Origin of the sequence: Streptomyces tirandamycinicus (assembly GCF_003097515.1) — a bacterium.
In the GTDB taxonomy this organism is placed as follows: Bacteria; Actinomycetota; Actinomycetes; order Streptomycetales; family Streptomycetaceae; genus Streptomyces; species Streptomyces tirandamycinicus.
Window position 1 is genome coordinate 6,758,780 of sequence record NZ_CP029188.1, and the last position, 26,264, is coordinate 6,785,043.

The 26,264-nt window shown below is 71.9% G+C and carries 22 protein-coding genes and 1 pseudogene; 13 read left to right on the top strand and 10 right to left on the bottom strand.

Annotated elements, in window-relative coordinates; translation table 11 throughout:
- Nucleotides 1-235: 235 nt before the first annotated feature.
- A complete protein-coding gene (locus DDW44_RS29175) occupies nt 236-1,414 on the top strand; it encodes a cytochrome P450 family protein (RefSeq protein WP_425275677.1) in 1,179 nt (392 codons plus the stop codon).
- Here DDW44_RS29175 and DDW44_RS29180 read toward each other — a convergent pair whose 3' ends face one another.
- Genes DDW44_RS29180 through DDW44_RS29200 form a run of 5 tightly spaced genes read right to left on the bottom strand, consistent with a single transcriptional unit; the run spans nt 1,415 to nt 5,552 of the window.
- On the bottom strand, nt 1,415-2,791 hold the full coding sequence (locus DDW44_RS29180; protein WP_108908353.1) for a cytochrome P450: 1,377 nt from the start codon (nt 2,789-2,791) through the stop codon (nt 1,415-1,417).
- The gene (locus DDW44_RS29185; RefSeq protein WP_017948638.1) at nt 2,788-3,390 is read right to left on the bottom strand and encodes a GTP-binding protein; all 603 of its coding nucleotides are present in this window, start codon (nt 3,388-3,390) and stop codon (nt 2,788-2,790) included. The genes DDW44_RS29180 and DDW44_RS29185 overlap by 4 nt, the downstream gene beginning before the upstream one ends.
- Complete coding sequence (locus tag DDW44_RS29190; protein ID WP_027732697.1) at nt 3,368-3,730, bottom strand: DUF742 domain-containing protein; 363 nt, start codon at nt 3,728-3,730, stop codon at nt 3,368-3,370. Before DDW44_RS29190 ends, DDW44_RS29185 begins: the two co-directional genes overlap by 23 nt.
- A complete protein-coding gene (locus DDW44_RS29195) occupies nt 3,727-4,140 on the bottom strand; it encodes a roadblock/LC7 domain-containing protein (protein ID WP_017948640.1) in 414 nt (137 codons plus the stop codon). The genes DDW44_RS29190 and DDW44_RS29195 overlap by 4 nt, the downstream gene beginning before the upstream one ends.
- Nucleotides 4,137-5,552: an ATP-binding protein gene (locus tag DDW44_RS29200; protein ID WP_108908354.1), complete on the bottom strand. Its 1,416-nt coding sequence runs from the start codon at nt 5,550-5,552 to the stop codon at nt 4,137-4,139. The genes DDW44_RS29195 and DDW44_RS29200 overlap by 4 nt, the downstream gene beginning before the upstream one ends.
- 300 nt (nt 5,553-5,852) lie before the next feature.
- Between DDW44_RS29200 and DDW44_RS29205 the strand changes: the two genes are divergently transcribed.
- From DDW44_RS29205 to DDW44_RS32265, 11 genes are all read left to right on the top strand, one after another.
- A complete protein-coding gene (locus DDW44_RS29205) occupies nt 5,853-6,794 on the top strand; it encodes an AraC family transcriptional regulator (RefSeq protein ID WP_018890523.1) in 942 nt (313 codons plus the stop codon).
- Between the two features lie 284 nt (nt 6,795-7,078).
- Nucleotides 7,079-8,017, top strand: a complete 939-nt coding sequence (locus DDW44_RS29210) for a haloalkane dehalogenase (RefSeq protein ID WP_108908355.1) — start codon at nt 7,079-7,081, stop codon at nt 8,015-8,017.
- Between the two features lie 547 nt (nt 8,018-8,564).
- Entirely contained in the window at nt 8,565-9,962 is a 1,398-nt protein-coding gene (locus DDW44_RS29215; protein ID WP_244224144.1) for an alanine racemase, read from the top strand.
- 185 nt (nt 9,963-10,147) lie between these two features.
- Nucleotides 10,148-11,128: an ornithine cyclodeaminase gene (locus DDW44_RS29220; RefSeq protein WP_027732691.1), complete on the top strand. Its 981-nt coding sequence runs from the start codon at nt 10,148-10,150 to the stop codon at nt 11,126-11,128.
- Entirely contained in the window at nt 11,125-12,570 is a 1,446-nt protein-coding gene (locus DDW44_RS29225; RefSeq protein WP_108908357.1) for an MATE family efflux transporter, read from the top strand. Before DDW44_RS29220 ends, DDW44_RS29225 begins: the two co-directional genes overlap by 4 nt.
- Nucleotides 12,567-13,709: a histidinol-phosphate transaminase gene (gene hisC / locus DDW44_RS29230; RefSeq protein WP_108908358.1), complete on the top strand. Its 1,143-nt coding sequence runs from the start codon at nt 12,567-12,569 to the stop codon at nt 13,707-13,709. The genes DDW44_RS29225 and hisC overlap by 4 nt, the downstream gene beginning before the upstream one ends.
- A complete protein-coding gene (locus tag DDW44_RS29235; protein ID WP_108908359.1) occupies nt 13,706-14,689 on the top strand; it encodes a PLP-dependent cysteine synthase family protein in 984 nt (327 codons plus the stop codon). The genes hisC and DDW44_RS29235 overlap by 4 nt, the downstream gene beginning before the upstream one ends.
- 138 nt (nt 14,690-14,827) lie before the next feature.
- Nucleotides 14,828-15,847, top strand: coding sequence for an ABC transporter substrate-binding protein (locus DDW44_RS29240; protein ID WP_108908360.1), 1,020 nt, complete (start codon nt 14,828-14,830; stop codon nt 15,845-15,847).
- 80 nt (nt 15,848-15,927) lie between these two features.
- Nucleotides 15,928-16,956: a FecCD family ABC transporter permease gene (locus tag DDW44_RS29245; protein ID WP_017948650.1), complete on the top strand. Its 1,029-nt coding sequence runs from the start codon at nt 15,928-15,930 to the stop codon at nt 16,954-16,956.
- Nucleotides 16,956-17,771 carry an ABC transporter ATP-binding protein gene (locus tag DDW44_RS29250; RefSeq protein WP_108908361.1) on the top strand — a complete coding sequence of 272 codons (816 nt, stop codon included), beginning with the start codon at nt 16,956-16,958 and terminating at the stop codon, nt 17,769-17,771. Before DDW44_RS29245 ends, DDW44_RS29250 begins: the two co-directional genes overlap by 1 nt.
- Before the next feature lie 330 nt (nt 17,772-18,101).
- Nucleotides 18,102-18,356 (top strand): hypothetical protein, encoded by a 255-nt coding sequence (locus DDW44_RS32265; protein ID WP_134406969.1) that lies wholly within the window; start codon nt 18,102-18,104, stop codon nt 18,354-18,356.
- Nucleotides 18,357-18,374: 18 nt separating this feature from the next.
- On the opposite strand, the pseudogene DDW44_RS33095 reads toward DDW44_RS32265, so the two are convergent.
- The 4 genes and pseudogenes from DDW44_RS33095 to DDW44_RS29275 form a co-directional block, all read right to left on the bottom strand.
- Nucleotides 18,375-18,667 (bottom strand): annotated as a pseudogene (locus DDW44_RS33095) (IS630 family transposase); the annotation flags it as partial.
- 107 nt (nt 18,668-18,774) lie between these two features.
- On the bottom strand, nt 18,775-20,298 hold the full coding sequence (gene exaC, locus DDW44_RS29265; RefSeq protein ID WP_108908363.1) for an acetaldehyde dehydrogenase ExaC: 1,524 nt from the start codon (nt 20,296-20,298) through the stop codon (nt 18,775-18,777).
- Nucleotides 20,299-20,529: 231 nt separating this feature from the next.
- Nucleotides 20,530-22,314, bottom strand: a complete 1,785-nt coding sequence (locus tag DDW44_RS29270) for a VanW family protein (protein WP_108908364.1) — start codon at nt 22,312-22,314, stop codon at nt 20,530-20,532.
- A gap of 515 nt (nt 22,315-22,829) precedes the next feature.
- Nucleotides 22,830-24,203 (bottom strand): GAF domain-containing protein, encoded by a 1,374-nt coding sequence (locus DDW44_RS29275; protein ID WP_244224145.1) that lies wholly within the window; start codon nt 24,201-24,203, stop codon nt 22,830-22,832.
- Between the two features lie 271 nt (nt 24,204-24,474).
- On the opposite strand from DDW44_RS29275, the gene DDW44_RS29280 reads away from it, so the two are divergent.
- Entirely contained in the window at nt 24,475-24,660 is a 186-nt protein-coding gene (locus DDW44_RS29280; protein WP_017950017.1) for a hypothetical protein, read from the top strand.
- 173 nt (nt 24,661-24,833) lie between these two features.
- Here DDW44_RS29280 and DDW44_RS29285 read toward each other — a convergent pair whose 3' ends face one another.
- A complete protein-coding gene (locus DDW44_RS29285; RefSeq protein WP_108908366.1) occupies nt 24,834-26,219 on the bottom strand; it encodes a tannase/feruloyl esterase family alpha/beta hydrolase in 1,386 nt (461 codons plus the stop codon).
- Nucleotides 26,220-26,264: the final 45 nt, after the last annotated feature.

Sequence of the window (26,264 nt, forward strand, 5' to 3'; positions counted from 1 at the left end):
CGGGACCCGGTGCCGGCGGCGCCGAAGCGGACCGCCCGCGCGGGCGAATTGCCGCCAGGCGCAGGGGCCTTGTCCCGGTGCGCAAGCGCTGCGCAGTATCCTCGGCCGACTGCCCTACGGGGGAGTAGCGTCACCGAACGTGCTGAAGGCCGAGTATGGGAGGCGTCCGATGCGAGACCAGTGCCCGTTGGCGATAGACCCGGCAGGCCGGGACATCCATGGCGAGGGCGACCGGATGCGTGAGAGAGGCCCGGTGGCGCGTGTCGAACTCCCGGGCGCCGTCGGGGCGTTCGCGGTCACCAGCCCCGCTCTGCTCAAACGGCTGCTCACCGACGCACGGGTGTCCAAGGACCCGCGCCGGCACTGGCCGGTCTGGATCAACGGGGAGGTCTCCCCGGACTGGCCGCTGTTCGCCTGGGTCGCCGTGCAGAACATGTTCACCGCCTACGGCGGGGAGCACAGGCGGTTGCGCAACCTGGTGTCGCGGGCCTTCACGGCGCGGCGCACCGCTGCGCTGCGCCCCCGCATCGAGGAGATCACGGAGCAACTGCTCGACCGGGTCGCCGAGGTCGGGCGCCGCGGCGAGGTGGTCGATCTGCGCGAGGAGTTCTGCTACCCGCTGCCGATCCAGGTGATCAGCGAGTTGTTCGGCCTGCCGAGTGACAAGGCGGTGGACCTGCGCGAGGTCGTGGACGGGCTCTTCCACACCTCCGCGGGGCCCGACGAGGTCACCGCCACCTACGCACGCCTCTACGAGGTGCTGGGGGAACTCGTCGCGGCCAAGCGGGAGTCGCCCGGAGACGACCTGACCACCGGCCTCATCGCCGCGCGGGACGACGAGGGCACCGCCCGGCTGAGCGAGCAGGAACTGCTCGACACCCTGGTACTCATGATCGGGGCCGGTCACGAGACCACCGTCAACCTCATCGACAACGCGGCACACGCCCTGCTCACCCACCCCGAGCAACTCGCGCACATCCGCGAGGGCCGTGCCACCTGGGACGACGCGATCGAGGAGAGCCTGCGGGCGGACGCGCCCGTGGCCAATCTGCCCCTGCGGTACGCCGTGGAGGACATCGACCTCGGTGAACTCGGCGGTCCGCAGGGCACGGTGATCCCCGCGGGGGAGGCCATCCTCGCCGCCTACGCCGCCGCGGGGCGCGATGCCGAGCGGTACGGCAAGGACGCCGACCGCTTCGACGTCACCCGGGTCGACAAGGAGCACCTGGCCTTCGGCTACGGAGTGCACCACTGCCTCGGCGCCCCCCTGGGCCGGCTGGAGGCCCGTGTCGCGATCCCCGCGCTCTTCGACCGCTTCCCCGGGCTCACGCTCGCCGGGCCGCCGGAGGAACTGCTGCCCGTGGAGTCGTTCATCTCCCACGGGCACCGGTCCCTGCCCGTCCGGCTGTTCTGATCACTCCCCCCGCCACCAGGCGAGCAGCCGGGCCCAGCCGCTCGCCGGCGCCGCGGCCTCCGGCGCACTCCGCCGTCCCCCGGGCGGCGCGGAGTCGCGCCGGTCCGCGGCCGCGGACGCCTCGTCCCCCGCGGGCCGTTCGCCCTCCGCGGCCCGGGTGACGGCGGCGGGCCGGAAGGACACGGGCAGGGCGGCGAGCGCGCGGTGGAACGGCCCGGGCCGCCACTCGAGGTCCCGCACCGGGACCGCGAGTTCCATGTCGGGGAGGCGGTCCAGCAGCTTCTCGACGGCCACGGCCGCGATCAGCCGCGCCGCGCCCTGCGCGGGACAGGAGTGCGGGCCGGCGCTCCACGCCAGATGGGCGCGGTTGCCCGGGTGCTGCTCCGCCACCAGGGCGGGGTCGGTGTTCGCCGCGGCGAAACTGATGACGAGGGGATGCCCCTCCCGGAGGAGCGTCCCCTCGTACAGGACGTCGTGCACCGGAAAGTGCACGGCGTAGTTGGCCATGGGCGGGTCGCTCCACAGCACTTCGTCGAGGGCGTCCTCCACGGGCAGGCTGCCGCCCGACAGACTGCCCGCGAAGCGGTCGTCGGACAGCAGCAGGCGCAGGCTGTTCGCGATCAGGTTCTGCTCGGGCTCGGTTCCGGCGCCTATCAGGAGGACCAGGGTGTGGACGAGCTCCTCGTCCGTCAGCCGCGCGGGATGGGCGATGAGCCGGGAGGTCACGTCCCGCCCCGGCGTCCGGCGCTTCAGCGCGATCAGCGCGCCGACGGTCGTGGTGAGGAGTTCGTTCGCCTTCTCGGCGTCGACGAGTTCGAAGATGCCGGCCATGCCCTCGACCAGCCGCTCACCGTACTCGGGCGGGCAGCCGAACATCCGGTTGAGCACCAGCAGGGGCAGCGGCCGGGCGTACCCGGCGAGCAGGTCGGCCTCGCCGGCGGCGGCGAACCGGTCGATGAGCGCATCGGCGCTCTGCTCGACGTAGTTGCGCAGCGCGTGGGGCTCCACGCCGCCCAGGCTGTCCGTGATCGCCTCGCGCAGGCGGCGGTGCTCCGGCCCGTCGGTCAGCAGGGCGTTGGGGCGGTAGGCCATCATCGGGGCGACCGGGCAGTCGGCGGGCACGGTGCCGTCGGCCATGTCGCGCCAGCGGCGGGAGTCCTTCGAGAACGTCTCGGGGCTGCGCAGCACATGGAGGGCGGCGTCGTAGCCGGTGACGAGTGTCGCCCGCACCCCGGGCGACAGCTCGACGGGCGCCGTCGGCCCGGTCCGCCGCATACGCCGGTAGGCGGCGGCGGGATCCGCCGCGAACTCCGGCCCGTACAGCGGCTCGGGGCAGCGGCGGCCGGACTCGGGCACGGGGGTGGTTTCGGGGGTCACGCGTGCTCCAGTTCGCTGGTGCGGGTCAGGAGGTACTCGACGAGGGAGATCAGCGCCCGGGTCGACGAGTGCCGGTCGCGGGCGTCACAGCGGACGAGCGGGGTGTCCGGGAGCAGGTCGAGGGCCTCCCGGACCTCGTCCAGAGTGTGCTGCGGGGCACCGTCGAACTCGTTCAGGGCTACGGCGTAGGGCAGGCCCAGCTCCTCCAGGACGCCCATGACGTCGAACGACTGCCCGAGGCGGCGGGTGTCGGCCAGGACCAGTGCACCGAGCGCACCGCGGGTCATGTCCCGCCAGAGCTCGGTGAAGCGCTGCTGCCCGGGGGTGCCGAAGAGGTACAGCACCACGTGGTCGCTGAGGGTGAGCCGCCCGAAGTCGAGGGCGACCGTGGTGGTCGTCTTGCCCCGGGCGCCCTCCAGGTCGTCCACCAGAGCGCCGGCCTCGGTCATCACCTCCTCGGTGTGCAGGGGACGGATCTCGGACAGCGTGCCGACGAAGGTGGTCTTGCCGACCGCGAAATGGCCGACGACCAGGATCTTGACCGCGGTGCGCACACCCGGCCGGAGATAGACGTCGTCAGAGGCGGGCGCGGAGCCCATCGAGCACCTCCTGCAGGATTCGGGCATCGGACGGCACGGCTGCCGGGACCGGTGCGAGGGTGACGATGTGCCCGCTGTCCAGGAGATCGGCCACCAGCACCTTGGTGACGCTGACCGGCAGCGACAGATGCCCGGCCACCTCCGCCACCGACAGCGCGCCCGGGCGGCAGAGCTCCGTGAGCCGTCTCTTCTCGGGCCCCAGGCCGCTGGGGGACGGCCCGTCGGCGGAGATGAGGAGCGTGACGAGGTCGAGGGTGCTGCGGCTCGGGTGGGCGCGGCCCTCCGTGACCACGTAGGGCCGCACCAGACGCCCCGATGGGCGGGGTCTGGGGGGACTCATGCCAGGGTGCCGGTTCCCTGCCGTGCCGGACTGGTCAGCTCCCTGCCGAGCCGGTCGACCAGTTTGTGCATGCGGTACGTGACCGCCTCCATGTCCACGCTCTCCGTGGTGGACACCGCGAGGTAGGCGCCCTCTCCGGCGGCGACGAGGAACACGTAGCCGTGGGCGAACTCGATCAGCGTCTGCCGCCACGGGGTGTCGACGCGGTCGCAGAACTCGGCCGTGCTGCGGCTGATGGACTGGACGCCGGAGAGCCCGGCCGCCAGCCGCTCCGCGTCGTCCCTGCCGATGTGCTCCGAGTGGGCCCGGAGCATGCCGTCCGCGGAGAGCAGGATCGCGTGCAGCGCCCCGGGCACCTTCAGGACCTCATCGAGCATCCAGCCCAACTCGTTGTTCGTGGGCTCGATCATCCTCGGTTGTTCCCTTCGTCTTCATGGGCGGTGGCATGGGCGGCTTCGTGGGCCGCGTCCTGGGCGGCCTCGTGGGCGGCTTCGTGAGCGGAGTCCTGGGCCGCCTCGTAGGCGGTCTCCTGGGCGGCGCGCCCGCTGAGGGTGCCGCGCGCGAACGCGCCGATCCTCCGTGCGGTCTCCTCGGCCGATCGGGCGCCGGCGTCGTCGGCGGGCACCGGCGCCGGCCGCGCGGTGGCCGGAGTCCGCGCGGCACGACGGCGGCGCTTCGGCAGCCCTCCCGCGGTCGTCGGCGCCGCGGACCCCGGCGCCGGTCGAGGTGCCGGTCGGGCAGCCGGTCCGGACGCCGGTCCGGACGGGGTCAGGGACGCGGGGGACTCCGCAACGAGGGCCGCCGCGGCGGGATCCCCCGCGGCGTCCTGGTGCGTGAGCAGGGCCCCCGGGAGGAACACGACGGCCCGGACACCGCCGTACGGGGAGTGGGTGTCCACGGAGACGCTGAACCTGTACCGGTGGGCGAGCACCCCGACCACTGCGAAGCCGAACTGCGGAGGGTCGTCGAGCCGGGTGACGTCCACCGTGCGCCGGCCGGACAGCAGCAGCGCGGCCTTCTCCAGCGCCTGCCCGTCCATGCCGACGCCCGCGTCGTCGATCACGATGCAGGCACCGTTGTGCACCGATCGGATGCCCACCTCGACCTGGGTGCTGGGCTGCGAATGGCGTGCGGCGTTGTCCAGCAGTTCCGCGACGGCCAGGACCACGGGCTCCACCGCACGGCTCTCGACGGCGACGTCGACCTCGCCGTGAACCCGGATCCGCCGGTAGTCGCGGATCCGGGAGGTGGATCCGCGCACCACGTCGGTCAGCGCGGACGCCGCCCGCTGCCGCCCCGGCCAGGATCCGCACAGTACGGCGATCGCCTGGGCGCGACGGCCGAACTGGGCGTTCGCGTGGTCGATCTCCAGCAGATCCCGCAGGACGTCGGGGTGGTCGTGGCGGTCCTGCATCTCCGAGATCGCCACCTGCTGCTCACTGGCCAGGGCCTGGATGGAGCGCATCGAGGACTTCAGCGCCGCCTTCGCCGACCGGTCGGCCCGGGCCTGCGAGCTCTCCACGGCCTCCGCGAACCGCTCGAGCACACCGTCCAGGCACTTCGCGAAGTCCGTGTCCGCGAGCCGCGGGTCGAGCAGTCCGGCACCGGGCACGGGCCGGTGAGCCGACTCCTGAAGGGCCGGCAGCCGGACGGTGACCAGGTGGCGCAGTTCCTCCTCGCGGCTGCGCAGGCCCTCGGCGAGCTCCTCGTTCCGCTTCCGCCTGCGCGCGCTGATCCCGCGCTGGCGCGCCAGGAGCACGGTGACGACCGGCAGGCCGACGGCCAGGCACCACACCACCGCCTCCGGTATCTGTTCAGTCATGAAGTCCTCAAGACGGCTCGAGCCTGCGGGAGCCGCCGACGTTAGCCCCGGCCGGCCGTACCCACTACTTCTCACGCGCAGAGGTCTTGCCGCCGGGCGCAGAGGTTCTCCAGGAGATGAGGAGATCCGGACGGCGGGTCCGCGCGGCACGTGCAGGCGCGGTCACGTCGGGTAGGCGGGCCCGTCGGTCTGCACTACGATGCCCGCGCGGGCCGCCGCCGGGAATTGACGCAGCGGCCTGCGCCACGGACAGGGACGCGGGACGGCGGAGGGGCGCTCTTGCGTGGGGGAACGTACAGCGTGGTCACACACTCGACGGCGCATGTCGAGCCGCGGGAGCGGGCCGACTTCTGGAGTCAGCAGGTCGACTCCCGCCACACCCGGCTGGACTTCAGATACGCCCGCCGGGACGGCTTCCGAGGTGAGCTGACCAGCCAGCGCAGTGACGACTACGAGCTCATCGGCTGGCGCAGTGACCGGATCGAGTACGTCCGGACGCCCGGGCTGGTACGCCAGGACCCCGCACCGGACTACCGCTTCCTGTTCCCGGTCGAAGGGGAGCTGACGCTGCGCCAAGACGGCCAGGAGGCACGGCTCGCCCCGGGGTTCGGCAGGCTGATGACGCTGGACACCCCGTTCGAGCTGCTCCACGACTCGATGCTGAGGGGGGTCATCCTGTCGATACCCGCCCGCGGGATCGACGGACCGCTCAACCGCAAGGCCCCCCTGGACGCCGCACTGGACCTGACCACGGGGCTGGGGCGGGTTCTGCACGGCATGCTGCTCAGCCTGCACGCCGAGCGCAACCGCCTGGACGCCGCGCAGTTCAACGCGGTCACGGACCGCGTGGTCGAGCTGCTGTGCATGGTCGCCGCCGGTGACGACCGCCCGGACGCTCCGGACCACCTGGCACAGGTCGAGGCCGCCATCCGCCGCTACGCGCGCGACCACGCGACCGAGCCGGATCTCACCGGTGCGTCCATGGCGCGCGCGCTCGGCTGGTCGCTCCGCCAGGTCCAGCTCGCCCTCCAGCGGTCGGGGACCACACCGCGCGAACTGATCCGGGAGGAACGGCTTCGCGTGGTGCGCGACCGCCTCCAGCGCCCCGAGTACACCCATATGACGATCAGTGAACTGGCCTGCGCCCTCGGGTTCTCCTCGGCGAGCGCCCTGAGCACGGCCTTCCGGCGGCGCTTCGGGACCAGCCCCCGGGAGCTGCGCCGCAGGTACCAGCAGGCCTGACGACCCGGCCGCGCCGGCCAGCGGCAGGACCCTCCGGCCGGGGCGACCGCGCCGGCACCCGGGCGGAGAGGTAGAACGGGTTCCACATCTGTGGAAGGGTGGGGATCGCGACACCTGCCGGAGCGACCACCGCGGTGGCCGCCGGCTGCTCCCGCACACGGGGACGGGGACGGACTCTCAAGCGGGGGAACGGTTTGGCGACGGGCCGAACTCCGCGCAGGGGCCACCTGGCAGCCGTGTGGCGTGCAGCCGCCGTACCCGCTTCCGAGGAGACGGACAGTCCCATGCAGATCCTGCGCACACCCGACGAGCGTTTCCGGGATCTCCCCGACTACCCCTTCGAGCCCTCCTATGTGGAGGTGGCAGCGGGTGACGGGAGCGACGGCACCCTGCGGGCGCACTACGTGGACGAAGGCGACGGCGGTTCGGGGGAGACCGTGCTGCTGATGCACGGCGAGCCGTCATGGTCCTACCTCTACCGCCATATGATCCCGGTGCTCGCCGGGGCGGGCCATCGGTGCGTCGCCCCCGACCTCATCGGCTTCGGCCGCTCCGACAAGCCGGCGGCCCGCTCGGACTACACCTACCAGCGCCATGTGGACTGGATGCGGGAGGCCCTGTTCGACCGGCTCGATCTGAGCCGGATCACCCTCGTCTGCCAGGACTGGGGAGGGCTCATCGGCCTGCGCCTGGTGGCGGAACACCCCGATCGCTTCGCCCGGGTCGTCGTGGCCAACACCTTCCTGCCCACCGGGGACGAGGAGCCCGGCAAGGCGTTCCTGGACTGGCGGGAGTTCAGCCAGACCGCCCCCGACCTGCGGGTGGGGGACATCGTGGACCTCGGCTGCCGCAGCGACCTGTCCCGGGAGGTGAAGGCGGCGTACGACGCGCCCTTCCCCGACGACTCGTTCAAGGCCGGTGCCCGCCAGTTCCCGATGCTCGTACCGGTCTCCTCCGACGACCCGGCCGGAGGGCCGAACCGCGAGGCCTGGCGGGTGCTGGGGCGATTCGACAAGCCCTTCCTCTGCGCGTTCGGCGACGAAGACCCGATCACCCGGGGGCTCGACCGGATCTTCCGGGAACGCGTGCCCGGGACCAGGGGGCAGGACCACGTCACGGTCACCGGCGGTGGGCACTTCCTCCAGGAGGACCGGGGCCGCGAACTCGCGGCGACGGTGAACCGCTTCATCGGCTCCGGGACCGGTCCGGACGGAGGTCTCTGAGGCGGCCCGGGACGTCTCCGGGGCCGGGGCGCCCCGTTGCCGTGGGATGCGGCGCGGGTGAGACGGTCGGCCACCCCGGGATCCGTGCCCCCCGGCCCGCGGCCCGTCCCCTGCCGGACTCCGCCCGCGACCGCGACGCGCCCGCCGGGACGGCGGCTCCCGGCGAACGTGTTCGTGATGAAGCCGCGTGACTTCGGCGCGCCCGCCGGGACGGCGGTGCCCGGTGAGCCGCCGGCCGGCGTTGCCGCGTGACCTCGACGTGCCCGCCGGGACGGCGGGCACCCTCACCTCGGCCCTCACCTCGGCCCTCACGAACGGCGTGACCGCCGGTGCCCCGCCCGCGGCCGAGCTCGCCCGCCGCCGGCCGCCTCGGGGTGCGTCTCGCCCTCGGCGCCCACACCGTCCTGCCCGCATCGCCGTTCCGATGTGACGGATTCACCGGACCAGGTGTCCGACTTGCGACGTACACACCCCTTCGCACCCCTCGGAAGGCGCCCTTCAGGGCGCGCTATTGAAAATGAGTGTCATCATCGTATAGAAGTACTGGGTGCTCACCTCACAACAGCTGCCGGAGCGCCCGATGGCCGGAGTCCGGCCCTTGGCGCTCACCGCACTCCGGCATCCCACCGTCTCCACGCTCCTGGCGGATCACCGCGCCCTGCTGGCCGACCTCCTGGACGGCCTGGGGTCACCGCTGCACATCGTGCTGCCCGAGATCTTCGAGGAGAACGTCGCCGGACTCCGGCAGGCGTTCGCCGAGGCGGGTGCCACCGCCGACATCCTGTTCGCCAAGAAGGCCAACAAGGCCGGCTGTTACGTCGAGTCGGCCGCCGCCCTGGGCGTGGGGGTCGACGTCGCCAGCACCCCCGAACTGGTCAACGCGCTGGCCGGCGGAGTGCCGGGGCACCGGATCGGCATATCCGGCCCGGAGAAGGACGACACACTGCACGCCCTCGCCGTTCAGCACGGCTGCCTGGTGGCCGTGGACTCGATCAGCGAACTCCGTCGGCTGGCCGCGACCGCGCGGCTCGCGCGGCGGCGGGCCGATGTGCTGCTGCGGTCCCGGACGGCCGGCCAACCGGCAAGCCGCTTCGGGCTGTCGGCCGCCGAGCGCGAGGCCGCCGTCGGTCTGTGCGCGGAACTCGCCGGCCACATCCGCCTCCGCGGGTTCTCCTTCCACCTGAACGGCTACTCCACGGCGGAGCGCGCGACGGCGGCGAACGAGATGATCGAGCACTGCCTCGACGCCAGACGGCGGGGCTCGCCCTCCGCGGAACTGGTCGACATCGGCGGCGGATTGCCGGTTCGCTATGTCGAGCCGCGGCTCTGGGACGAGTTCCTCGAGCGCAACGAGCCGGCCCACTACCACGCGGCCAGGGACTTCAAGGACTTCTATCCGTACGGGGGGCAGCCCGCCGCGCAGGCGGTGCGCGCGATCATGGCGCACCCCGCCGGCGGTGGCGAGAGCCTGTCGGCGAAGGCGGGGCGCAACGGCGTCCGGTTCGTGGTCGAGCCCGGCCGGGCCCTGCTGGACCAGGCCGGATTCACCCTCTACCGCGTACAGCAGGTCGACGACCGGCGGGACGGCGAGGGGTACGCCATCGTCACCGTCGCGGGCAGCAGCTTCAGCCTCTCCGAGCAGTGGTTCAACAGCGACTACCTCCCCGACCCGCTGCTGATCTCCGCACGGCCCACCGCCGACGAGCTGTTCCCGGCCTGCGTCGCGGGCTCGACCTGCCTGGAGAGCGACCTGGTGACCTGGCGGAAGATCGGCTTCCCGCGGCCCGTGCGGCGCGGTGACCACCTGGTCTACCTCAACACCGCCGGCTACCAGATGGACTCCAACGAGTCGCCGTTCCACGACGCCGCCCTGCCGTTGAAGGCCGTTCTGCGGCTCGGTGACGACGGGGGCCCGCCGCGCTGGCGCCTGGACGGAATCCGATGAGACCCCGCACCGATCCGCGCATCCGACGAGCCGGCGCGCATCCGACGAGCCCCTGACGAACCCGCGCGTATCCCATGACATCCCTGACGAGCCCGCACGCATCCCATGAGACCCGTGACGAACCCGCGCATCCGATGACACCCCGAACGCATCCGATGCGACCGCCCACGAAGGAGAAGTCCCGCATGTCACCGAGCTACGCCCCGCCCGGGCAGTTGTGGCTGTTGCCGCAATCGCAGCAGGAAGGGCTGGATCTCGACCACCGGCAGGTGATCGCGGTCGTCGAGCAGGCCTACCGCGCGCTGCGCGAAGGAGGCTCGAACAACCCGGTCAAGACGATCATCGACGATCCCGGCCACCGCTCGCTCAGCTACTCGATGGTGGCCAGGGACGCCGGCAGCGGCACCGTCTGCTTCAAGGCCGTCTACGAGTTCGACCCCCGCCGCACCCGGGACGCCTACCGGTTCCACTCGTTCGTCTTCCTCGTCGACGACACCACCGGGGCACCCATCGCGCTGATGGACGTGGTGAAGCTCGGACCGCTGCGGTCCTCGGCCACCACCGCGCTGTTCGCCCGCGCCGCCTGCCCGGACGCACGGACCGCCCTGGTCGTCGGCACCGGCGTCCAGGGGCAGGCGGCCCTGCCGATGCTGCTCGCGGCACTGCCGAAGCTGGAGCGCCTGCAGGTGTTCGGCACCTACCCCGACGGTCTGCGCGCCGTCCGGGAGAGCGTCGACGGCCGCGAGGTCGAGATCGTCGAGGACCTCCGGAAGGCCGCCGGCGAGGCGGACATCGTGATCGGCGCCGCAGGCCTCTCCGTCACGGAGGAGGTACGGCGCGACTGGATGAAGCCGGGCTCGGTCGCCGTACTGCTCGGGTACGGCGTACACGCCGACGTGTGCCACGGCGCGGACTACCGGATCGCCACGGACACCGCCCAGATGCACGCGACCTGCGACGACCTGCGAGGCGAGGACGGCAGCCTGCCGTCGATCGACGCCCAGCTGCCGGACATCCTGCTCGGCCGGGCACCTGCCCGGCGTCATCCGGACGACGTGGTCTTCGCCTACAACAGCGGCATGGCGGTCACCGACGCCGCGCTGGGCCGGTACATAGCCGACCTCGCGCAGGCGGACGGGCGCGGGGAAAAGGTCAACTTCTGGTGAGCAGTACCCGAACGACCGGAACGACCGGAACGACCGGAACGACGCAGACCGGCCTCGGCTGGTGGGCCGGGAACTCGCGGGCGCTGCTCAGGCTCGCGTTCCCGCTGATTCTGACCAACTTCGCCTATGTCGCGCTGACCACCGTGGACATCGTGATGCTGGGCAGGCTCGGCGCTCTCGAGATCGCCGCCGCCGGTCTGGCCATCGCGCTGTTCAACCAGTTGCGCACCACCGGCACCGGCCTGGTCACCGGAGTCAGCAACCTGGTGGCCGAAGCGCGGGTGCGGGACGACCGGGAACGCATCGGCGCGCTGCTGTTCGCCGGGTTCTTCTGGGCGACCGTGTGCGGCGTGCTGTTCTGCGCGGCACTCCTGCTGATCGGTCCGCTGCTCGTGCTGCTGGGGCAGGACCCGGCGGTCGTCGACAAGGCCGGCGAGTTCCTGATGGTCATGGCGCCGGGCATGCTGCCCTGCCTGTGGTTCCAGAACCTGCGGCACTTCACCACCGGCCTCAAGCGCCCCGGCCCGCTGCTGGCCATCACCCTGGCCTCGGTCGGCGCGACCATCGGCCTGAACTACGTGCTGATCTACGGCAAGTTCGGCCTGCCCGCATTCGGCTTCGTCGGCGTCGCGATCGCCACCGTCACGGTGTTCCTGCTGTCCTTCCTGGCGTTCATCGCGGTGATCCTGCGCGACGGCGTGCTGCGCCCGTACCTCACCTCGCCCGACGCGCGGCGCTGGAACGGGGACGCGGTCCGGTCCGTCTGGCGCCTCGGACTGCCGATCTCGGGCACCTACGCCTCGGAGGCGGGGTTCTTCAGCGTGCTCACCCTGATCATCGGCTCGCTGGGCGTCGACGCCCTGGCCGCGCAGACGGTGCTGAACCAGATCGTCTACATCGTCTTCATGATCTCCGCCGGCCTGTCGCACGCGGCGTCCATCCACATCAGCGAGGCCGACGGCCTCGACGACTACACGACCGCCCGCAGAATGGGGCTCCTCGGCACGGCCTGGGGCGTGGTCGCGACGCTGGTGATCGCCGTCCTGTACCTGGCGATCCCGAACCCGATCGTGTCCCTGTTCATCTCGGCCGAGCACGCCGGCAACGCCGACGTCGTCGCGCTGACCGTGACCGGACTGCTGATCGCCGCCCTCATGCAGGTCTTCGACGCCACGCAGAACATCGGCAACGGCATCCTGCGCGGCATCGGCGACACCGCCGGGCCGTTCCGGATCTCCCTCGTCGGCTACTGGCTGATCGGGCTGCCCGCGGGCTACCTGCTCGGGGTGAGCGCCGACTGGGGCGTCGAGGGCGTTTGGATCGGCCAGACCATCGGCCTCGCGGCCACCGCCGCCATCCTGCTGGTCGCGTTCCTGCGCCGCGTCGACCGGCTCCACCGGGCGGCGGCCGGCGCACCCGTCCCGGAACCGGAGTCCTCATGAACCACGTCCTCGCTCCCGCCGACTCGGCCTCCCTGATACGCAGGGAGGTGGCGGGCCTGCCCGGCTACGATCCCGGTGCCGACCCGGACGAGGTGGCCGCCCTCAGCGGCGCCCGCCGCGTGATCAAACTCTCCAACAACGAGAGCCCGTTCGGTGTCTCCCCGGCGGTCGCCGAAGCCGTACGGCTGGGCCTCGCCGACGGCGTCTCCCGCTACCCCGACCCCACCGGCAGACGGCTGGCCGAGGCCATCGGAAAGAGCCTGGACGTACCCGCCGGGCGCGTCGTGCTCGGGAACGGTTCGGAGAACATCCTGGAGCTGCTGTGCCAGGCCGTACTCGACCCCGGTGAACTGGTGGTCACCCAGGCGCCCGGATTCAGCCTGCACGAGACCTTCCCCCGGGTCATGGGCGCCCGGGTCGAGAAGGTCCCGGTCACCGCCGGCTTCGGGTTCGACGCGGACGCCTGGCGCGAGGCGCTGGCCGCGGGCCCGAAACTCGTCTTCCTCGCCAACCCGTGCAACCCCACCGGAGCGATGCTCGACGCCGGTCAACTGGAGCAAATCGTGGCCGCGACCCCGCGGTCGGCCCTGCTGGTGCTCGACGAGGCGTACGGCGAGTTCGCCCGAACCGACCCGGAGTACCCCGACGGGCTGGAGGCGCTGCGCGCGCTGGACCGGCCGTGGATCGTGCTGCGCACCTTCTCCAAGGCCTACGGCCTGGCGGGCGTCCGGGTGGGGTACGGCATCGCCTCCGACACCGCCCTGATCCAGGCACTGGACCGGGTCCGCACCCCGTACAACGTCAACCGGCCGGCCCAGGACGCCGCCATCGCCGCGCTGGGCGACCACGAGCACCTGGCGGACACGGTCCGCCGGACCCGCCTCGAGATCGCCAGGGTCACCGACCGGCTGCGCGGCGCGGGACTGCGTGTGGTCCCGTCCTCGACCAACTTCCTGTTCATCGACACCGGCCGCCGCTCCGACGGGGTCGCCCGGGAGCTGCACCGCGCCGGAATCATCGTCAAGGCGTGGCGCGAGCCGGGATACGAGAACTACATCCGAGCCTCCCTGTCGACCCCCGAGGACAACGACGTCTTCGTGCGGTGCCTGACGGAGATCTGCGCGAAGGACAAGCCGTGATCAAGACCAGGATCTCCGATCTGATAGGGCGAACGCCCCTGCTCAAGCTGCCGGTCGCGGACGGTTCGGCGACCGTCGTGCTGAAGATGGAGCAGTACAACCCCACCGGCACCGCCAAGATCCGGATGGCCAGGAACATGGTGGACGAGGCGGAGGAGGCGGGACTGCTCACCCCCGGCGGCTGGCTGGTGGAGTCCACCTCCGGCAACACCGGCCTCGGCCTGGCGCTCATCGCCGCCGAACGCGGATACAAGTTCACCGCCGTGGTGGACAACCACTCCAGTACGGACAAACTGCGCGGCATGCTCGCCTACGGGGCCGACATACTCAATGTCGCCGGGGACGAGGAGGGCCTGGCCACCGCCGAACGCGACACCGTGGCCGAGCGGCTCGCGGCCGAGCACGGCGCGTACTGGACCGCGCAACACCGCAATCCGGGCAACCCCAACGGCTACCGGCCGCTCGCCCGCGAGCTCCACGACGACCTGGGTGACGGCATCCACTACCTGTACGGGGCCGTCGGCACCGGCGGATCGCTCTGCGGTACCGGCCGCGTCCTGCGGGAACGCATCCCGGACCTGAAGATCGTCGGTGTCGAGCCGGTGGGGTCCGTCGTGTTCGGCGGGGAGGGCGCGCCCTACCACCAGTCCGGCACCGGTACGCCCGAGGGCTCGGAGATCGGCGGCGTCGTCGACTACGCACTGATCGACCAGGGGCTCAAGGCCAGTGACGCGGAGGCCTTCGAGACCTGCCGCTACCTGGCCAGGAACTTCGGCGTGCTGATCGGCGGTTCGGCGGGCGGCGTGGTCTACAAGGCCCTGGAGCAGGCGCAGGGCGCGGGTCCCGAAACCACCATCGTCGTGCTGGTCTGCGACGGTGGCGACAAGTACCTGGACACCGTGTTCAACGACGACTGGATGGCGGCCAACGGCCTGTTCGACGAGCAGGTCGTCCACCGGCTGGCCGCGATGCTGCGGTAGCGACGCCCGGCCCGATCCCCGCACCGCCCTCAGGTACGGATTCCGGCCGCGCCTGCACACGGCCTGACCGGCTCCCCCCTCCCGTACCACTCGATTCCGCTACCCGACGTCCGAACCGACACTCTGCGAGCAAGGACCATGAAGAAGATCACCGCAACACTCACCGCCCTCATGGCGTTCACGGTCGCGGGCTGCGCCGGCGACAGGTCCTCCGATGCCGCCGGGAAGGACACGGCCAAGGGGAAGAACGCGACGGCCTACCCGTTCACCCTCGACAACTGCGGCACCAAGGTGACGTACAAGGCCGCGCCGCAGAAGGTCGTCGCCCTCAACCAGACCGCCGCCGAGATCCTCATCCACCTCGGGGTCGGCGACCGCATCGCCGGAACGGGCTACGAGATCGAGAAGGCCCCGGCCGCGATCGCCGAGGAGTACGCGAAGATCCCCCAGCTCTCCGCGAAGGGGGACACGGTCAAGCACGAGAAGCTGCTCGAAGCGCAGCCGGACTTCGTCTACAGCTCGTTCGCGAGCTTCCTCACCAAGGAGGAGGCCGGCGACCGCAAGGAGCTGCACGACCTGGGCGTGCCGACCTATCTGACCGAGTTCGACTGCTCGTACCACGAGGCCGTGGCCGACGCGGACTTCGACATGCTGTTCGAGGAGTACCGCCGACTCGGCAGGATCATGGGCCGCCCCGACGCGGGGGAGAAGCTGGCGACCGAGCAGAAGGCCGTGGTGGACAAGGCCGTCGGCGAGGTCGAGAAGCGGGACAAGCCGTTGAAGGTGATGTGGTTCTACTCCACCTTCGAGGGCACCCCGTGGGCCGCCGGCCCCGGTGGACTGCCGCAGCACATCTCGGAGCTCGTCGGGGTCGAGAACATCTTCGCCGACGCCAAGTCCAAGTGGGCGGAGGTGAGCTGGGACGAGGTAGCCGCCCGGAACCCCGACGTCGTCATCCTGGCCGACCTGACCCGCGGCGAACCCAACGACACGGCCAAGGAGAAGATCGAGCTCCTCAAGAAGGACCCTCTCACCAGCAAGCTCGCCGCGGTGCAGGATGACCGGTTCATCACCATCCCCGGCTCCCACATGGATCCGGCCTACGGCAGCGCCTCCGTGGTCCCCGCGCTCGTCGACGGACTGCGGAAGCTCGGCTGAACTCCGCCACGATGACAACGAGCCCACCTACCACCGCCGCGCGCACCGGCAGCCCGACCACAGACAGTGGGAAGGCTCCGGTGCGCCGGCGGCGCGCCTCGACGGCGGCGCTCTTCCTGCTGACCGCGGCCGGGCTGCTGGTGTCGGTCGTCACCGCGACACTGTTCGGGAGCGCGGACATCCAGCCACTGGATGTCGTCTCGACGATCCTGCGGCACATCGGTCTGGAAGCCATCGCCCCCACACCACCGCTGCCGGGTCTCCATGACGCCCTGATCTGGCAGTCCCGCTTCCCGCGCGTGCTGCTGGCCGCCGTCATCGGCATGGCCCTGGCGGTCTCCGGGGCGGTCCTGCAGGCGGTCACCCGCAATCCCCTGGCCGACCCCTACCTGCTGGGAGTGTCCTCCGGCGCCTCCACCGGCGCGGTCGCGGTACTCCTGCTGGGCATCGGCGGAAGCATCTCCCTGTCCACCGGAGCCTTCGCCGGCGGCCTGGTCTCCTTCGGCGTACTGCTGGTCCTGCTCGGCGGGGGCCGCGTGGCCAGCCCTGCCCGCGTGGTGCTGACCGGCGTGCTCGTGTCCCAGTTCTTCGCCGCGGTCACCTCGGTCATCCTCATGGTCAGCGGGGACGCCAACTCCACCCGCGGCTTCACCTACTGGCTGCTCGGCACCCTCGCGGGCGCCCGGTGGGAGGCGGTGACCGTCACCGTGGTGATCATCCTGATCGGGGTGGCCGCCGTCCAGTTCTTCGCGCCGGCTCTCGACGCCTTCACCTTCGGGTGGGACTCCGCCGAGGCCCTGGGGATCAACGTCACCGCGGCCCGCGTCTGGCTGATGGTGCTGACCTCGGTCATGACGGCGGCCGCCGTGGCGGCCTCCGGCGCGATCGGCTTCATCGGGCTGCTCGTCCCGCATGCCGTCCGCATCCTGGCGGGTCCGACGCACCGCTGTCTGCTTCCGCTGTCCGCGATCGTCGGCGCCATCTTCCTCATCTGGGTGGACGTGTTCGCGCGGACGGCGTTCTCACCCCACGAACTGCCCGCCGGCGTCATCACCGCGCTGCTCGGCGCGCCCGCCTTCGCGCTGGTCCTGAAGCGTCTGGAGTCCTGATGGGCCGTATCACCACCACCCGACTCTCCTGGTCGGTCAAGGGCCACCGGTTGCTGGACGACATCGAGATGGCGGCCGGCGACGGGAAGGTCGTCGGCCTCCTCGGCCCCAACGGCTCGGGCAAGTCGACACTGCTGCGCCTGCTCGCCGGGCTGCGCCGCCCCGACACCGGAACCATCCGCTACGACGACACCAGCCTGGACGATCTCGGCCGCCGGGTGCGGGCCCGGCGGCTCGCCGTCGTCGAACAGGACGTGTCCGCCCACAACCGCGTCAACGTCCGCCAGATCGTGGAACTCGGCCGCACACCGTTCCGCGGCCGGTTCGACGCGCTGACCCAGTACGATCGGCGGATCGTCGACGCGGCGCTGGAGCGGACCGACATCACCGACAAGCAGCACCGGAGTTGGCACACCCTCTCCGGAGGGGAGAAGCAGCGCACCCAACTCGCCCGCGCCCTCGCCCAGGAGCCCCGGGAGATCCTGCTCGACGAACCCACCAACCACCTCGACATCCGCCACCAGCTCGAACTCCTCGACCTGCTGACCTCACTGGACGTCACCTGCGTCGTCGCCCTGCACGACCTCAACCTCGCCGCCCGGTACTGCGACCACGTCGTCGTCCTGGACGGCGGAGGGGTGGCCGCCGCGGGCGTCCCGGAGACCGTGCTGACCCCGGACCTGATCGCGTCGGTCTACGGCGTCAGCGTGCTCGTCGACCGCGAGCCCGCCACCGGCACCCTCCGCATCACCTACCTGGGCGCCGCGGCGAGCCGGGCGACCGCCGCGAAGGAGAGGCAGCTCGACCCCCGGTAGGGCTGACCGGGCGAAGGGCGCCTGACGGGTGAGAACCCGGGTCAGGCGCCTTTCGCATGCCTCTAGTGCTCTGACCGGGAAGGTCGGCCGGGTTCGCGTGTGGGTGGATGGCAGGTGACGACTTCCGATGACGGGGGTCCGACCCATACGATCTTGAATCCAGAACATGGATGTCGGAGGGCGACGATGGAAGAGCCGCGGATTCGCCTCGGTAACGATGATGTGTGGCTGGAACTGGCTCGGACTCGTACAGACAGCTGGCAGATCACCGCAGAGTGGTCGTCCTGTCTTACAGCTGACTTCTCCGCGGATCTCAGCGCTACGGAGGTCGTGGACTTCGTCGCGCGCATGCTCTCTCACCTGCGCGCGCCGTCGGGTGGACGCTTTTCGGCGGTGGTGACTCCCGGTCGGAACAATCCGCTGACGTTGAAGGGGGAGCCAGTCGGGGACGGTTTCGCCTTTTTCGTGCGCCTGACTCCCAACGGCGACGACGACGTGTGCCATCTGCAGATGGAGATCGATCCGATCGCTACGTTGGAGCTTCGTGAGACCTTCAGCGCACTGCACACGGCGCTGGTGGTCTGATCTCCTGGAGCGTTTTGGTCAGGCTGCCGCCATGAGGGGGCGTCCGCCCCAGCGGATGCCTTCTCGCTGCGGATGCGGGCGCGGTCCTTACGTTCGGCGGCCAGGACGTCGCGGTGGCGGGCGTTGGCGTTGCGCCAGCGCAGGTACGCGTGCAGGGTCCGGGTCTGCACGGTGTGGTTGGGGTGGCTGGAGTTGGCGATGGCGAACTGCCCAGTGGTCCGAAGCGCGCCCCGATCGGGTGCCCACGAGGCGTAGGTCGGGGTGAAGCACAACTCGACCTTGTCCTTCTTCGCCCAGCGGCGGATGTTGACAAGTTTGCGCAGCGACCAGCGGGTGAAGTGCTGGCCGCTGATCTTGCGAAGCGAACACCCTCGCCCCAGATGCCGAGCCACTCCAAAATCCGCTTGCGACACACGCCCTAGAAAAAGCCCAGCTTCTTCGGCGAGTACGACACCAGCAGGTTCTTCGTCTGCTGGTAGTGGTCCAGCATCATCTTGTGCGTCTCACGGCCGATGCCGGACTGCTTGTAGCCGCCGAAGGCGGCGTGGGCGGGGTAGGCGTGGTAGCAGTTGGTCCAGACCCGGCCCGCCTGGATCGCTCGGCCGGCGCGGTAGGCCTGGTTGACGTCGCGCGTCCAGACACCGGCACCGAGGCCGTAGAGGGTGTCGTTCGCCGTCCTGATCGCGTCGTCGAAGTCGGCGAACGAGGTGACCGCGACGACCGGCCCGAAGATCTCCTCCTGGAAGACCCGCATCCGGTTGTCGCCCTCGAAGATCGTCGGCTGGACGTAGTAGCCACCGGCCAGCTCACCGCCGTACTCGATGCGCTGACCACCCGTGAGGATCTTCGCGCCCTCCTGCTGTCCGATGTCCAGATACGAAAGGATCTTCTGCAGCTGGTCGTTGGAGGCCTGCGCCCCGATCATCGTGTCCGTGTCGAGGGGGTGGCCCGGGACGATCGCCTCGGTACGCGCGATACCGGCGTCCAGGAAGTCGCCGTAGTGGCCGCGCTGGATCAGCGCCCGCGACGGACACGTGCACACCTCGCCCTGGTTGAGGGCGAACATGGTGAAGCCCTCCAGCGCCTTGTCCCTCAGCTCGTCGTCGGCCGACCAGATGTCGTCGAAGAAGATGTTCGGCGACTTGCCGCCCAGCTCCAGTGTGACGGGCTTGATGTTCTCCGCGGCGTACTGCATGATCAGCCGCCCCGTCGTGGTCTCGCCGGTGAACGCGACCTTCGCCACCCGCGGGCTCGACGCCAGGGGTTTGCCCGCCTCCGCACCGAAACCGTTGACGATGTTCACCACTCCCGGCGGCAGCAGGTCGGCGACGAGGCTCATCCAGTAGTGGACGGACGCGGGCGTCTGCTCGGCGGGCTTGAGCACCACCGCGTTGCCTGCGGCCAGGGCAGGGGCCAGCTTCCAGACGGCCATCAGGATGGGGAAGTTCCACGGGATGATCTGAGCGACCACGCCGAGCGGTTCGTGGAAGTGGTAGGCGACGGTGTCGTCGTCGATCTCGCTGAGCGACCCCTCCTGGGCGCGCAGCACACCGGCGAAGTACCGGAAGTGGTCGATGGCCAGCGGGATGTCGGCCGCCAGCGTCTCCCGGACCGGCTTGCCGTTCTCCCAGGTCTCCGCGACCGCGAGCTCCTCCAGATGCGCCTCCATCCGGTCGGCGATCCTCAGCAGGGTGTTGGCCCTGGCGTCCGGGGCGGTGCTGCCCCAGCCGGGGGCCGCCGCGTGCGCCGCGTCCAGGGCCCGCTCGACGTCCTCGGCCGTGCCGCGGGCGATCTCGGTGAACGCCTTCCCGTTGACGGGGCTCGGGTTCTCGAAGTACTGGCCGCGGGCGGGCGCCACGAACTCGCCGCCGATCCAGTGGTCGTAGCGGGACGCGTACGTGACGATCGCACCCTCGGTGCCGGGCGCGGCGTAGCGGGTCATCTCGGAGGCCTCCCGGGCTCGCCGCCGTCCGCCGTCGGACGGCGTTACGGCGCTGAGCCTAGGAAGGCGGACGTTGCAACTCCGTTGCACCCGGCGCCCCGGGAGCGGCCTGGTACCGGCGCGGGGCGGTACCGGCACGACGCGGGGCGGAGGGCGGTACGGGCTCCGTGCCGCCGGACGGCGGGTACCGGCCCGGCACGCCCGTGTCCGCGGCGGGCCGCCGCCCGCGCGTCACTGCGGCTCGGTGGCGTCCGCGTCCTCGGCCGCGGCCTTCGGCTCATCGGCGCCCTTGCCCGGGGCGGGCTTCTCCGGGGCGCAGACGACCTCGTCGCGAGGCGTGTAGTGGGTCGTGAAGTTCTCCCGGCCGACCTCGCGGCCGTCCTTGACGAAGTGCCGTCCGACGGTGACGTCGAAGCCCTCGAGCGGCGTCTGGGCCTCGCACTCGGGGCCGCTGCCCTTGCGGGTGCCCGGCTCCTTGACGTGGGTGCGCGGTCCCTTGGTCGCGCGTACCTCGTCGTACTTCTTCGTGCCGAGGAAGGAGATGGTGACCGAGGTGTCCGTGGACTCGGCCTTCACATAGACGGCGTTGCCGGAGTCGTTGAGCCATCGCAGATCGAGGGTGCCCCACGCCACGGTGGCCTCGCGGCCCTCCGGGTAGCGCTCGATGTAGAACGAGTGGGCCCCGTACTCCACCGGCTTGACGCCCGCGAAGAACACGGCGTTGAACATGGTCGTCGCGACGGCCGAGACGCCGCCGCCGGGGGACTTCACATACTGGCCGTCGTTGATCATGATGCCGTCGACGAAGCCGTTCTCCTTGGTGCGCTCGCCGACCGTCCGGTCGAAGCTCCACTCCTTGCCCGGCAGGACGACGGAGCCGTCGATGCGCTCCACGGCCCGGGCGATGTTGGTGACCCGGTAGGGCGCGGTGGGGAACTCGACGGTGAACGAGGAGACCTTCTCCTTGATCCCGAGGCTCCGGGCGGACTCGCCCGTGAACTCCGGCTGGACGACCTTCGCCGGGATCCCGCCGGTGCGCGCCGCGCCCTCGCGGGTCAGCAGGGGGAGCACCGCCTTGCCGAAGTCCCGCGCGTCGACCTGGTGGCCGACGCGGGCCTGCCGGGTCACGACGACCCGGTCGCCGTCGAGCCCGAGTTCCGCGTCGCGCGGGCTCTGCGCGACTTCGCGCATCTGGGCCGAGACCTCGGGGTCGTTGAGCAGCCCCTTGGCGTCGAGGGACGGGGCGAGCCGTCCGCCGGCGCCCGGCGTCATGGCCAGATGGCGGCCGAGGGCCGACGGGCCGATGGTCACGGCCCTGCCGTCGAGGGTGAGCGTGACGGGTCCGGACATCGCGGGCACGGCGAAGTCGTTCATGGCCCGCTCGGTCTCGGCGCGGTCCGTGCGCGGAGCCGTCTGCTTCACCGGCATCACGACCGGCGAACGGTCCGCGCGCCCATAGCCGTCCCGGAGAACGTCCTCGGCGCGGTCCTTCACCAGGGACGTGCCGGTGACCGGCGTGACGGCCGCCGCCCTGCCGTTCTCGAACGATATGGCGCCGTCGCGCACCTTCCGCTCGGCGGCCGCGGCCAGGCGTGCGATCGCGGCCCGGTTCTTCTGCTCGTCGACGCGTATCACGGGCTCGATCTCCCGATTCTCCGCGCTGAAGAGCCTCCCGACGACGCTGACGGGGTCGAGCGAGTCGCTGACGGCGCTGCCCGCGGTCGCCGCCGTGTCGACGGACAGGCCGAGCGCGGCCGGCTCCGCCTCCTCGACCCGGTCGCCGATCCGGAGGGTGAGCGGAGCGGCGAACGTACCGGGCAGTTCCCGGTCCAGGGTCCGCTGGGCTTCCGGCCGGCTCATGCCGCCGATCTCCACCCCCCGCACCCGGGTGCCGTCGGGGACGTCCCCGGCCGCCAGTCCCGCCGCGTACAGACCGCCTGCGGCAAGGACGGCCGCTCCGCCCGCGACGGTCAGAACGGACCGCCGGTTGCCGGATGCGCGGGTTCCGCGTGCCATGAGACTCCCTCGGCGTCGGTCGGGCCGTGACGACGCCCCGGCGGGCCGCCGGTACAGCCCGGTGAACGTTTTCGGAATCTCCACCATCCACCAGAACGGGCTAAAAGTAACCCAAATGTGACTGCTTTCACGAACCGGGCGCCGGCTGCTCCGGGACCTCCGCAGACGGGCGGAAACCGCAGGTCAGGCCGCGGGTTCGGCGGGGCGTGCCGATCGCGACGCCTTCGCTCCGGACGACGTGCCGGCCCCCGGCCCCCGGCCTGGCGCGAGGTCCCCGGGCACCACGTCATCCGGCTCGGTGAGCCGGGCCCCCGGGCACCACGTCATCCGGCTCGGTGGGCCGGGTCCCCGGGCGTCACGTCATCCGGCTCGGTGGGCCGGGCGTATCCCCTGGGCACCCCGGTACCCGCTCGCCCCGGCCGCCTGATCACCGCCGAGCGGGACGCGGCCGAGCGGTGTGTCCCGCACGGCCGGTCAGGGTCAAAGGAGCCCCCGCAGCAGCGGCCGCCGGCCCGTCACCACGGGTTCCCGAAGGGCGCTCGGGCCCCGCCCTCGCCCTCGCCCCCGTTCCCGTACTCCCGGCCGAGGGTCGCGTCCCCGTTCCCGTACTCCCGGCCGAGGGCGGCGGCCCCGTCCGCCCTCCCGTACTCCCGGTCCAGGGCCCGGGCCCGTGCCTGCGCGGCGGGGCGGCGGTGCTCGGGCAGGGCGGCGGCCAGGGCCCGCCAGACGGCGAGGTCGTCCTCGCCCCACGGGCTGTACGCCCAGTCCGCCAGCAGGCCCGGGTCGCCGCGGGCGATCACCGCGGTGCGCAGCTGGTCCCGCAGCCGCTCGCGCAGTCGCGCCACGCCGGGCGCCCGGGAAGCGGGCAGCAGCGGCCCGGTGTACTCGCCGAGGGCAGCAGCGACGGCACCCGAGGCGAGCCGGCGCCCCACGGTGTCGAAGTCGGCGTCGACGGAGGCGCCCAGCCGGTAGGGACGGGACTCCAGCAGCCGGGGGCCGAGCACTGCGCGCAGCCGGGACAGCTCGGCCCGCAACGTGACCGGGGTGATGCGCTCGTCCTCGTACAGCTCGAGCAGCAGCTCGTCGCCGCTCAGCCCCTCGGGGCGGTGGGCGAGCACCACGACGATCTCGCTGTGCCGCCGGCTCAGCCGCACCCTGCGGCCCTCCAGGACCAGCAGTGCCTCGTCCCGGCCCAGCGCCGTCAGCCGCGCCGTGCCTCCGGGGGGCCGGGGCGACAGCAGTGCCAGCTGCGACTCGGCGGCCCGCGCCACCGCGCCGACGAACGCCAGACTGTGGGGATGCGCCAGCCGGTTCCCGCCGGTGATGTCGACCGCGCCCAGCAGCCGGCCGCTGTGCGGGTCGTGGACCGGGGCCGCGGCGCACGTCCAGTCCTGTACCGGGCGCTGGAAGTGCTCCGCCGCGAACACCTGCACCGGACGGTCGACGGTGAGGGCCGTGCCCGGCGCGTTCGTCCCCGCCACCGCCTCGGCCCAGCGGGCCCCCTCCACGAAGTTCATCCGCCCGGCCAGCTCCCGCGTCCCGCGGTGGCCCTCGACCCAGAGCAGCCGCGCCTGCGCGTCGCACACCGCGACCAGGTGCTCGCCGTCGACGGCGTACGCGCCGGTCAGCTCCCGGATCACGGGCATCACCCGGGACAGCGGATGCCCGTCCCGGTACACCGCCAGTTCGTCGTCACGGAGCTCCACGCTCGCCCGGCCCTCCGGGGCGACCCGGGCCCGCGCGCAGCGCCGCCACGACTCGGCCACCACGGGCCGTACATCCGCCTCCACCCGGCCCGCCGTGGTGAACCGCTCGTGCGCCCGGCGCAGCGCACCGGCACGCCGCCCGGCATCGCCCCCGGGCTCCAGTGCCACCCATGGGTCCGTCAACTCGGCCTCCCGGTCCCCGGTCCGCGTCCGTGCCCATCGTCGTGCGGCTGGGCGCCCTCGACAAGGGTCACAGCGCGGATACGCACTGTCACGCCCCGAGCCTTTGCGGACCGCCCGCCGCACCGTGCGCACCCGCACAGGCGCCGCCACGGTGCGGCCGGGGGCCGCCGAGGCCGCCGCGGGGGCCGTGGGCGCGTGAGGGAACCGGCGGGCCCGCGGACGCGTTGTCTCAGCAGGGAGCGGCGCTCCGGGCCGCGAAGGAGGCTGCGAAATGTCGACAGGTGCGAAGATCGCCATCGGGGGAGTGGCCGTCGGCCTGCTCCTGATCCCGCTGATCGGATTCTGGATGTCGCTGCTGGTGATCGTCGGAGTGCCCGCCGTGGCCTACTTCGCGCTCGACCCGTCGCAGCGCCGCCGGCTTCGCCGGATCAACAACCGCAAGCAGATCGGGCGCTGACCGGCCGGGCCTCCGGCCCGCTGCCGCGCCCCCGCCCGTCCCGCCCCGCCCCGCGCCGTGACCGGCGCCGGGGTCCGCCGTCCGGCACGCCGGTCGGTATGCCGGTCGGTATGCCGGGCGGGCCGCGCCGGCGCGCGGCGGGCCGCCCGGGTCCGGGGCAGCTGCCCGAGCCGTCAGCCCAGAGCACAGGAGTTCACCACATCGCCGTCCGCGGGCCGCGGGATCCTCCGGTCCGCGGGCGGTGCCGTGCCCTTCTCCACCCAGGCGGTCAGCGCGGCGAACGCCGACCGGTAGCACGGCAGGATCGGACGCAGGCGGTCCGGATAGGTGTCGTACAGGGCGTCGGTGTGGGTGCCCGCTTCGACCGCGTAGTAGCGGTGCAGCGCGGCGCGCCCCCGGTCGCCGACCATCCCCGCGTACACGTCGGAGTCCTGCCGGATCGGCAGCAGGGTGTCGAGATCACCGTGCAGCGTGATCATCGGCTTGCCGATCCGGCCCGTGAGCGCCACCTTCGCCAGCGCCTTCCGTACCGAGGCGGGACGTGAGGCGAGGTCGTAGGCGGCGTCGGAGGGGCAGGCCGAGAAGATCTGCTCGGGGGTGGAGCCGGCCGAGGCGCCGGGGCAGTTCCGGTCGTACGCGGGGTCGAACTCGGCACGGAAGACCTTCTGCGTCAGACCCCAGTACACCTTCTCGTGGTACGGCCACAGGAACTCCGAGCCGGGTGCGAAACCGGCCGCCAGCAGATCCTCGTCACCGGCCTGACCGAGGCTGCGGGCCACCGTGACCGGCAGGTCGGTCAGCAGGTTCGGACCGCGTGTGGTCCACAGGGCGCCCTCCCAGTCCACGCCCCCGTCGTAGAGACCGGGACGGTTCTCCAGCTGCCAGCGCGTCAGGTATCCGCCGTTGGAGATGCCCGTCATGTACGTACGGGCCGGTGCGCGGCCGTAGCGCTGCCGGGCGGCGATCTTCGCCGCCAGGGTCAGCTCGGTCACCCGCCGGTTCCATTCGGCGACGGCGTCCCCGGGGGAGCGGCCGTCGGTGAAGAAGTCCGGTCCGGTGTTGCCCTTGTCGGTGGCGGCGTAGGCGTACCCCTGGGCCAGTACGTGGTCGGAGATCAGAGCGTCGGTCGCGTACTGGCGGCGGGTCCCCGGGGCGCCCGTGACCACCAGCCCCCCGTTCCACCTGTCGGGCAGCCTGATGACGAACTGGGCGTCGTGGTCCCAGCCGTGGGTCCGGTTGAGTCGGGAGCCGTCGGGGAAGTAGCCGTCGATCTGGACGCCCGGCACCCCGGAGGGGTTGCGCGTGCCGGCCGCCGCGAGTCCCGCCTGGTCCGCCATGTCGGTGTACGGCGTGCCGGCAAGCCCGGCCGTCGTCAGATCCACGAGGCAGGCCGACCGCTGGTGCGCGGCGCCGGGCACGTCGAGCCGGTCCTGACGGGCACAATGCCCGGTCGGCGCCCCTGCCTGCGCCGGGCCGGCACCGGCGAAGGACGTGGAGGTGAGTGCCAGGAGCAGCGCGGCGAGTACCGGTGCTCTCCGGGACGTACGGGACAGACGCATGGCGGCGGCCTCCGAGTGAACGGCGAACGGGTGGGTGCGCCGCCC

Coding starts and splice junctions, on each gene's coding strand:
- DDW44_RS29175 (WP_425275677.1), top strand. CDS start 236: ATGCGTGAGAGAGGCCCGGTGGCGCGTGTCGAACTCCCGGGCGCCGTC.
- DDW44_RS29185 (WP_017948638.1), bottom strand. CDS start 3,390: ATGGGCTCCGCGCCCGCCTCTGACGACGTCTATCTCCGGCCGGGTGTG.
- DDW44_RS29190 (WP_027732697.1), bottom strand. CDS start 3,730: ATGAGTCCCCCCAGACCCCGCCCATCGGGGCGTCTGGTGCGGCCCTAC.
- DDW44_RS29195 (WP_017948640.1), bottom strand. CDS start 4,140: ATGATCGAGCCCACGAACAACGAGTTGGGCTGGATGCTCGATGAGGTC.
- DDW44_RS29200 (WP_108908354.1), bottom strand. CDS start 5,552: ATGACTGAACAGATACCGGAGGCGGTGGTGTGGTGCCTGGCCGTCGGC.
- DDW44_RS29210 (WP_108908355.1), top strand. CDS start 7,079: ATGCAGATCCTGCGCACACCCGACGAGCGTTTCCGGGATCTCCCCGAC.
- DDW44_RS29220 (WP_027732691.1), top strand. CDS start 10,148: ATGTCACCGAGCTACGCCCCGCCCGGGCAGTTGTGGCTGTTGCCGCAA.
- hisC (WP_108908358.1), top strand. CDS start 12,567: ATGAACCACGTCCTCGCTCCCGCCGACTCGGCCTCCCTGATACGCAGG.
- DDW44_RS29240 (WP_108908360.1), top strand. CDS start 14,828: ATGAAGAAGATCACCGCAACACTCACCGCCCTCATGGCGTTCACGGTC.
- DDW44_RS29250 (WP_108908361.1), top strand. CDS start 16,956: ATGGGCCGTATCACCACCACCCGACTCTCCTGGTCGGTCAAGGGCCAC.
- exaC (WP_108908363.1), bottom strand. CDS start 20,298: ATGACCCGCTACGCCGCGCCCGGCACCGAGGGTGCGATCGTCACGTAC.
- DDW44_RS29270 (WP_108908364.1), bottom strand. CDS start 22,314: ATGGCACGCGGAACCCGCGCATCCGGCAACCGGCGGTCCGTTCTGACC.
- DDW44_RS29280 (WP_017950017.1), top strand. CDS start 24,475: ATGTCGACAGGTGCGAAGATCGCCATCGGGGGAGTGGCCGTCGGCCTG.
- DDW44_RS29285 (WP_108908366.1), bottom strand. CDS start 26,219: ATGCGTCTGTCCCGTACGTCCCGGAGAGCACCGGTACTCGCCGCGCTG.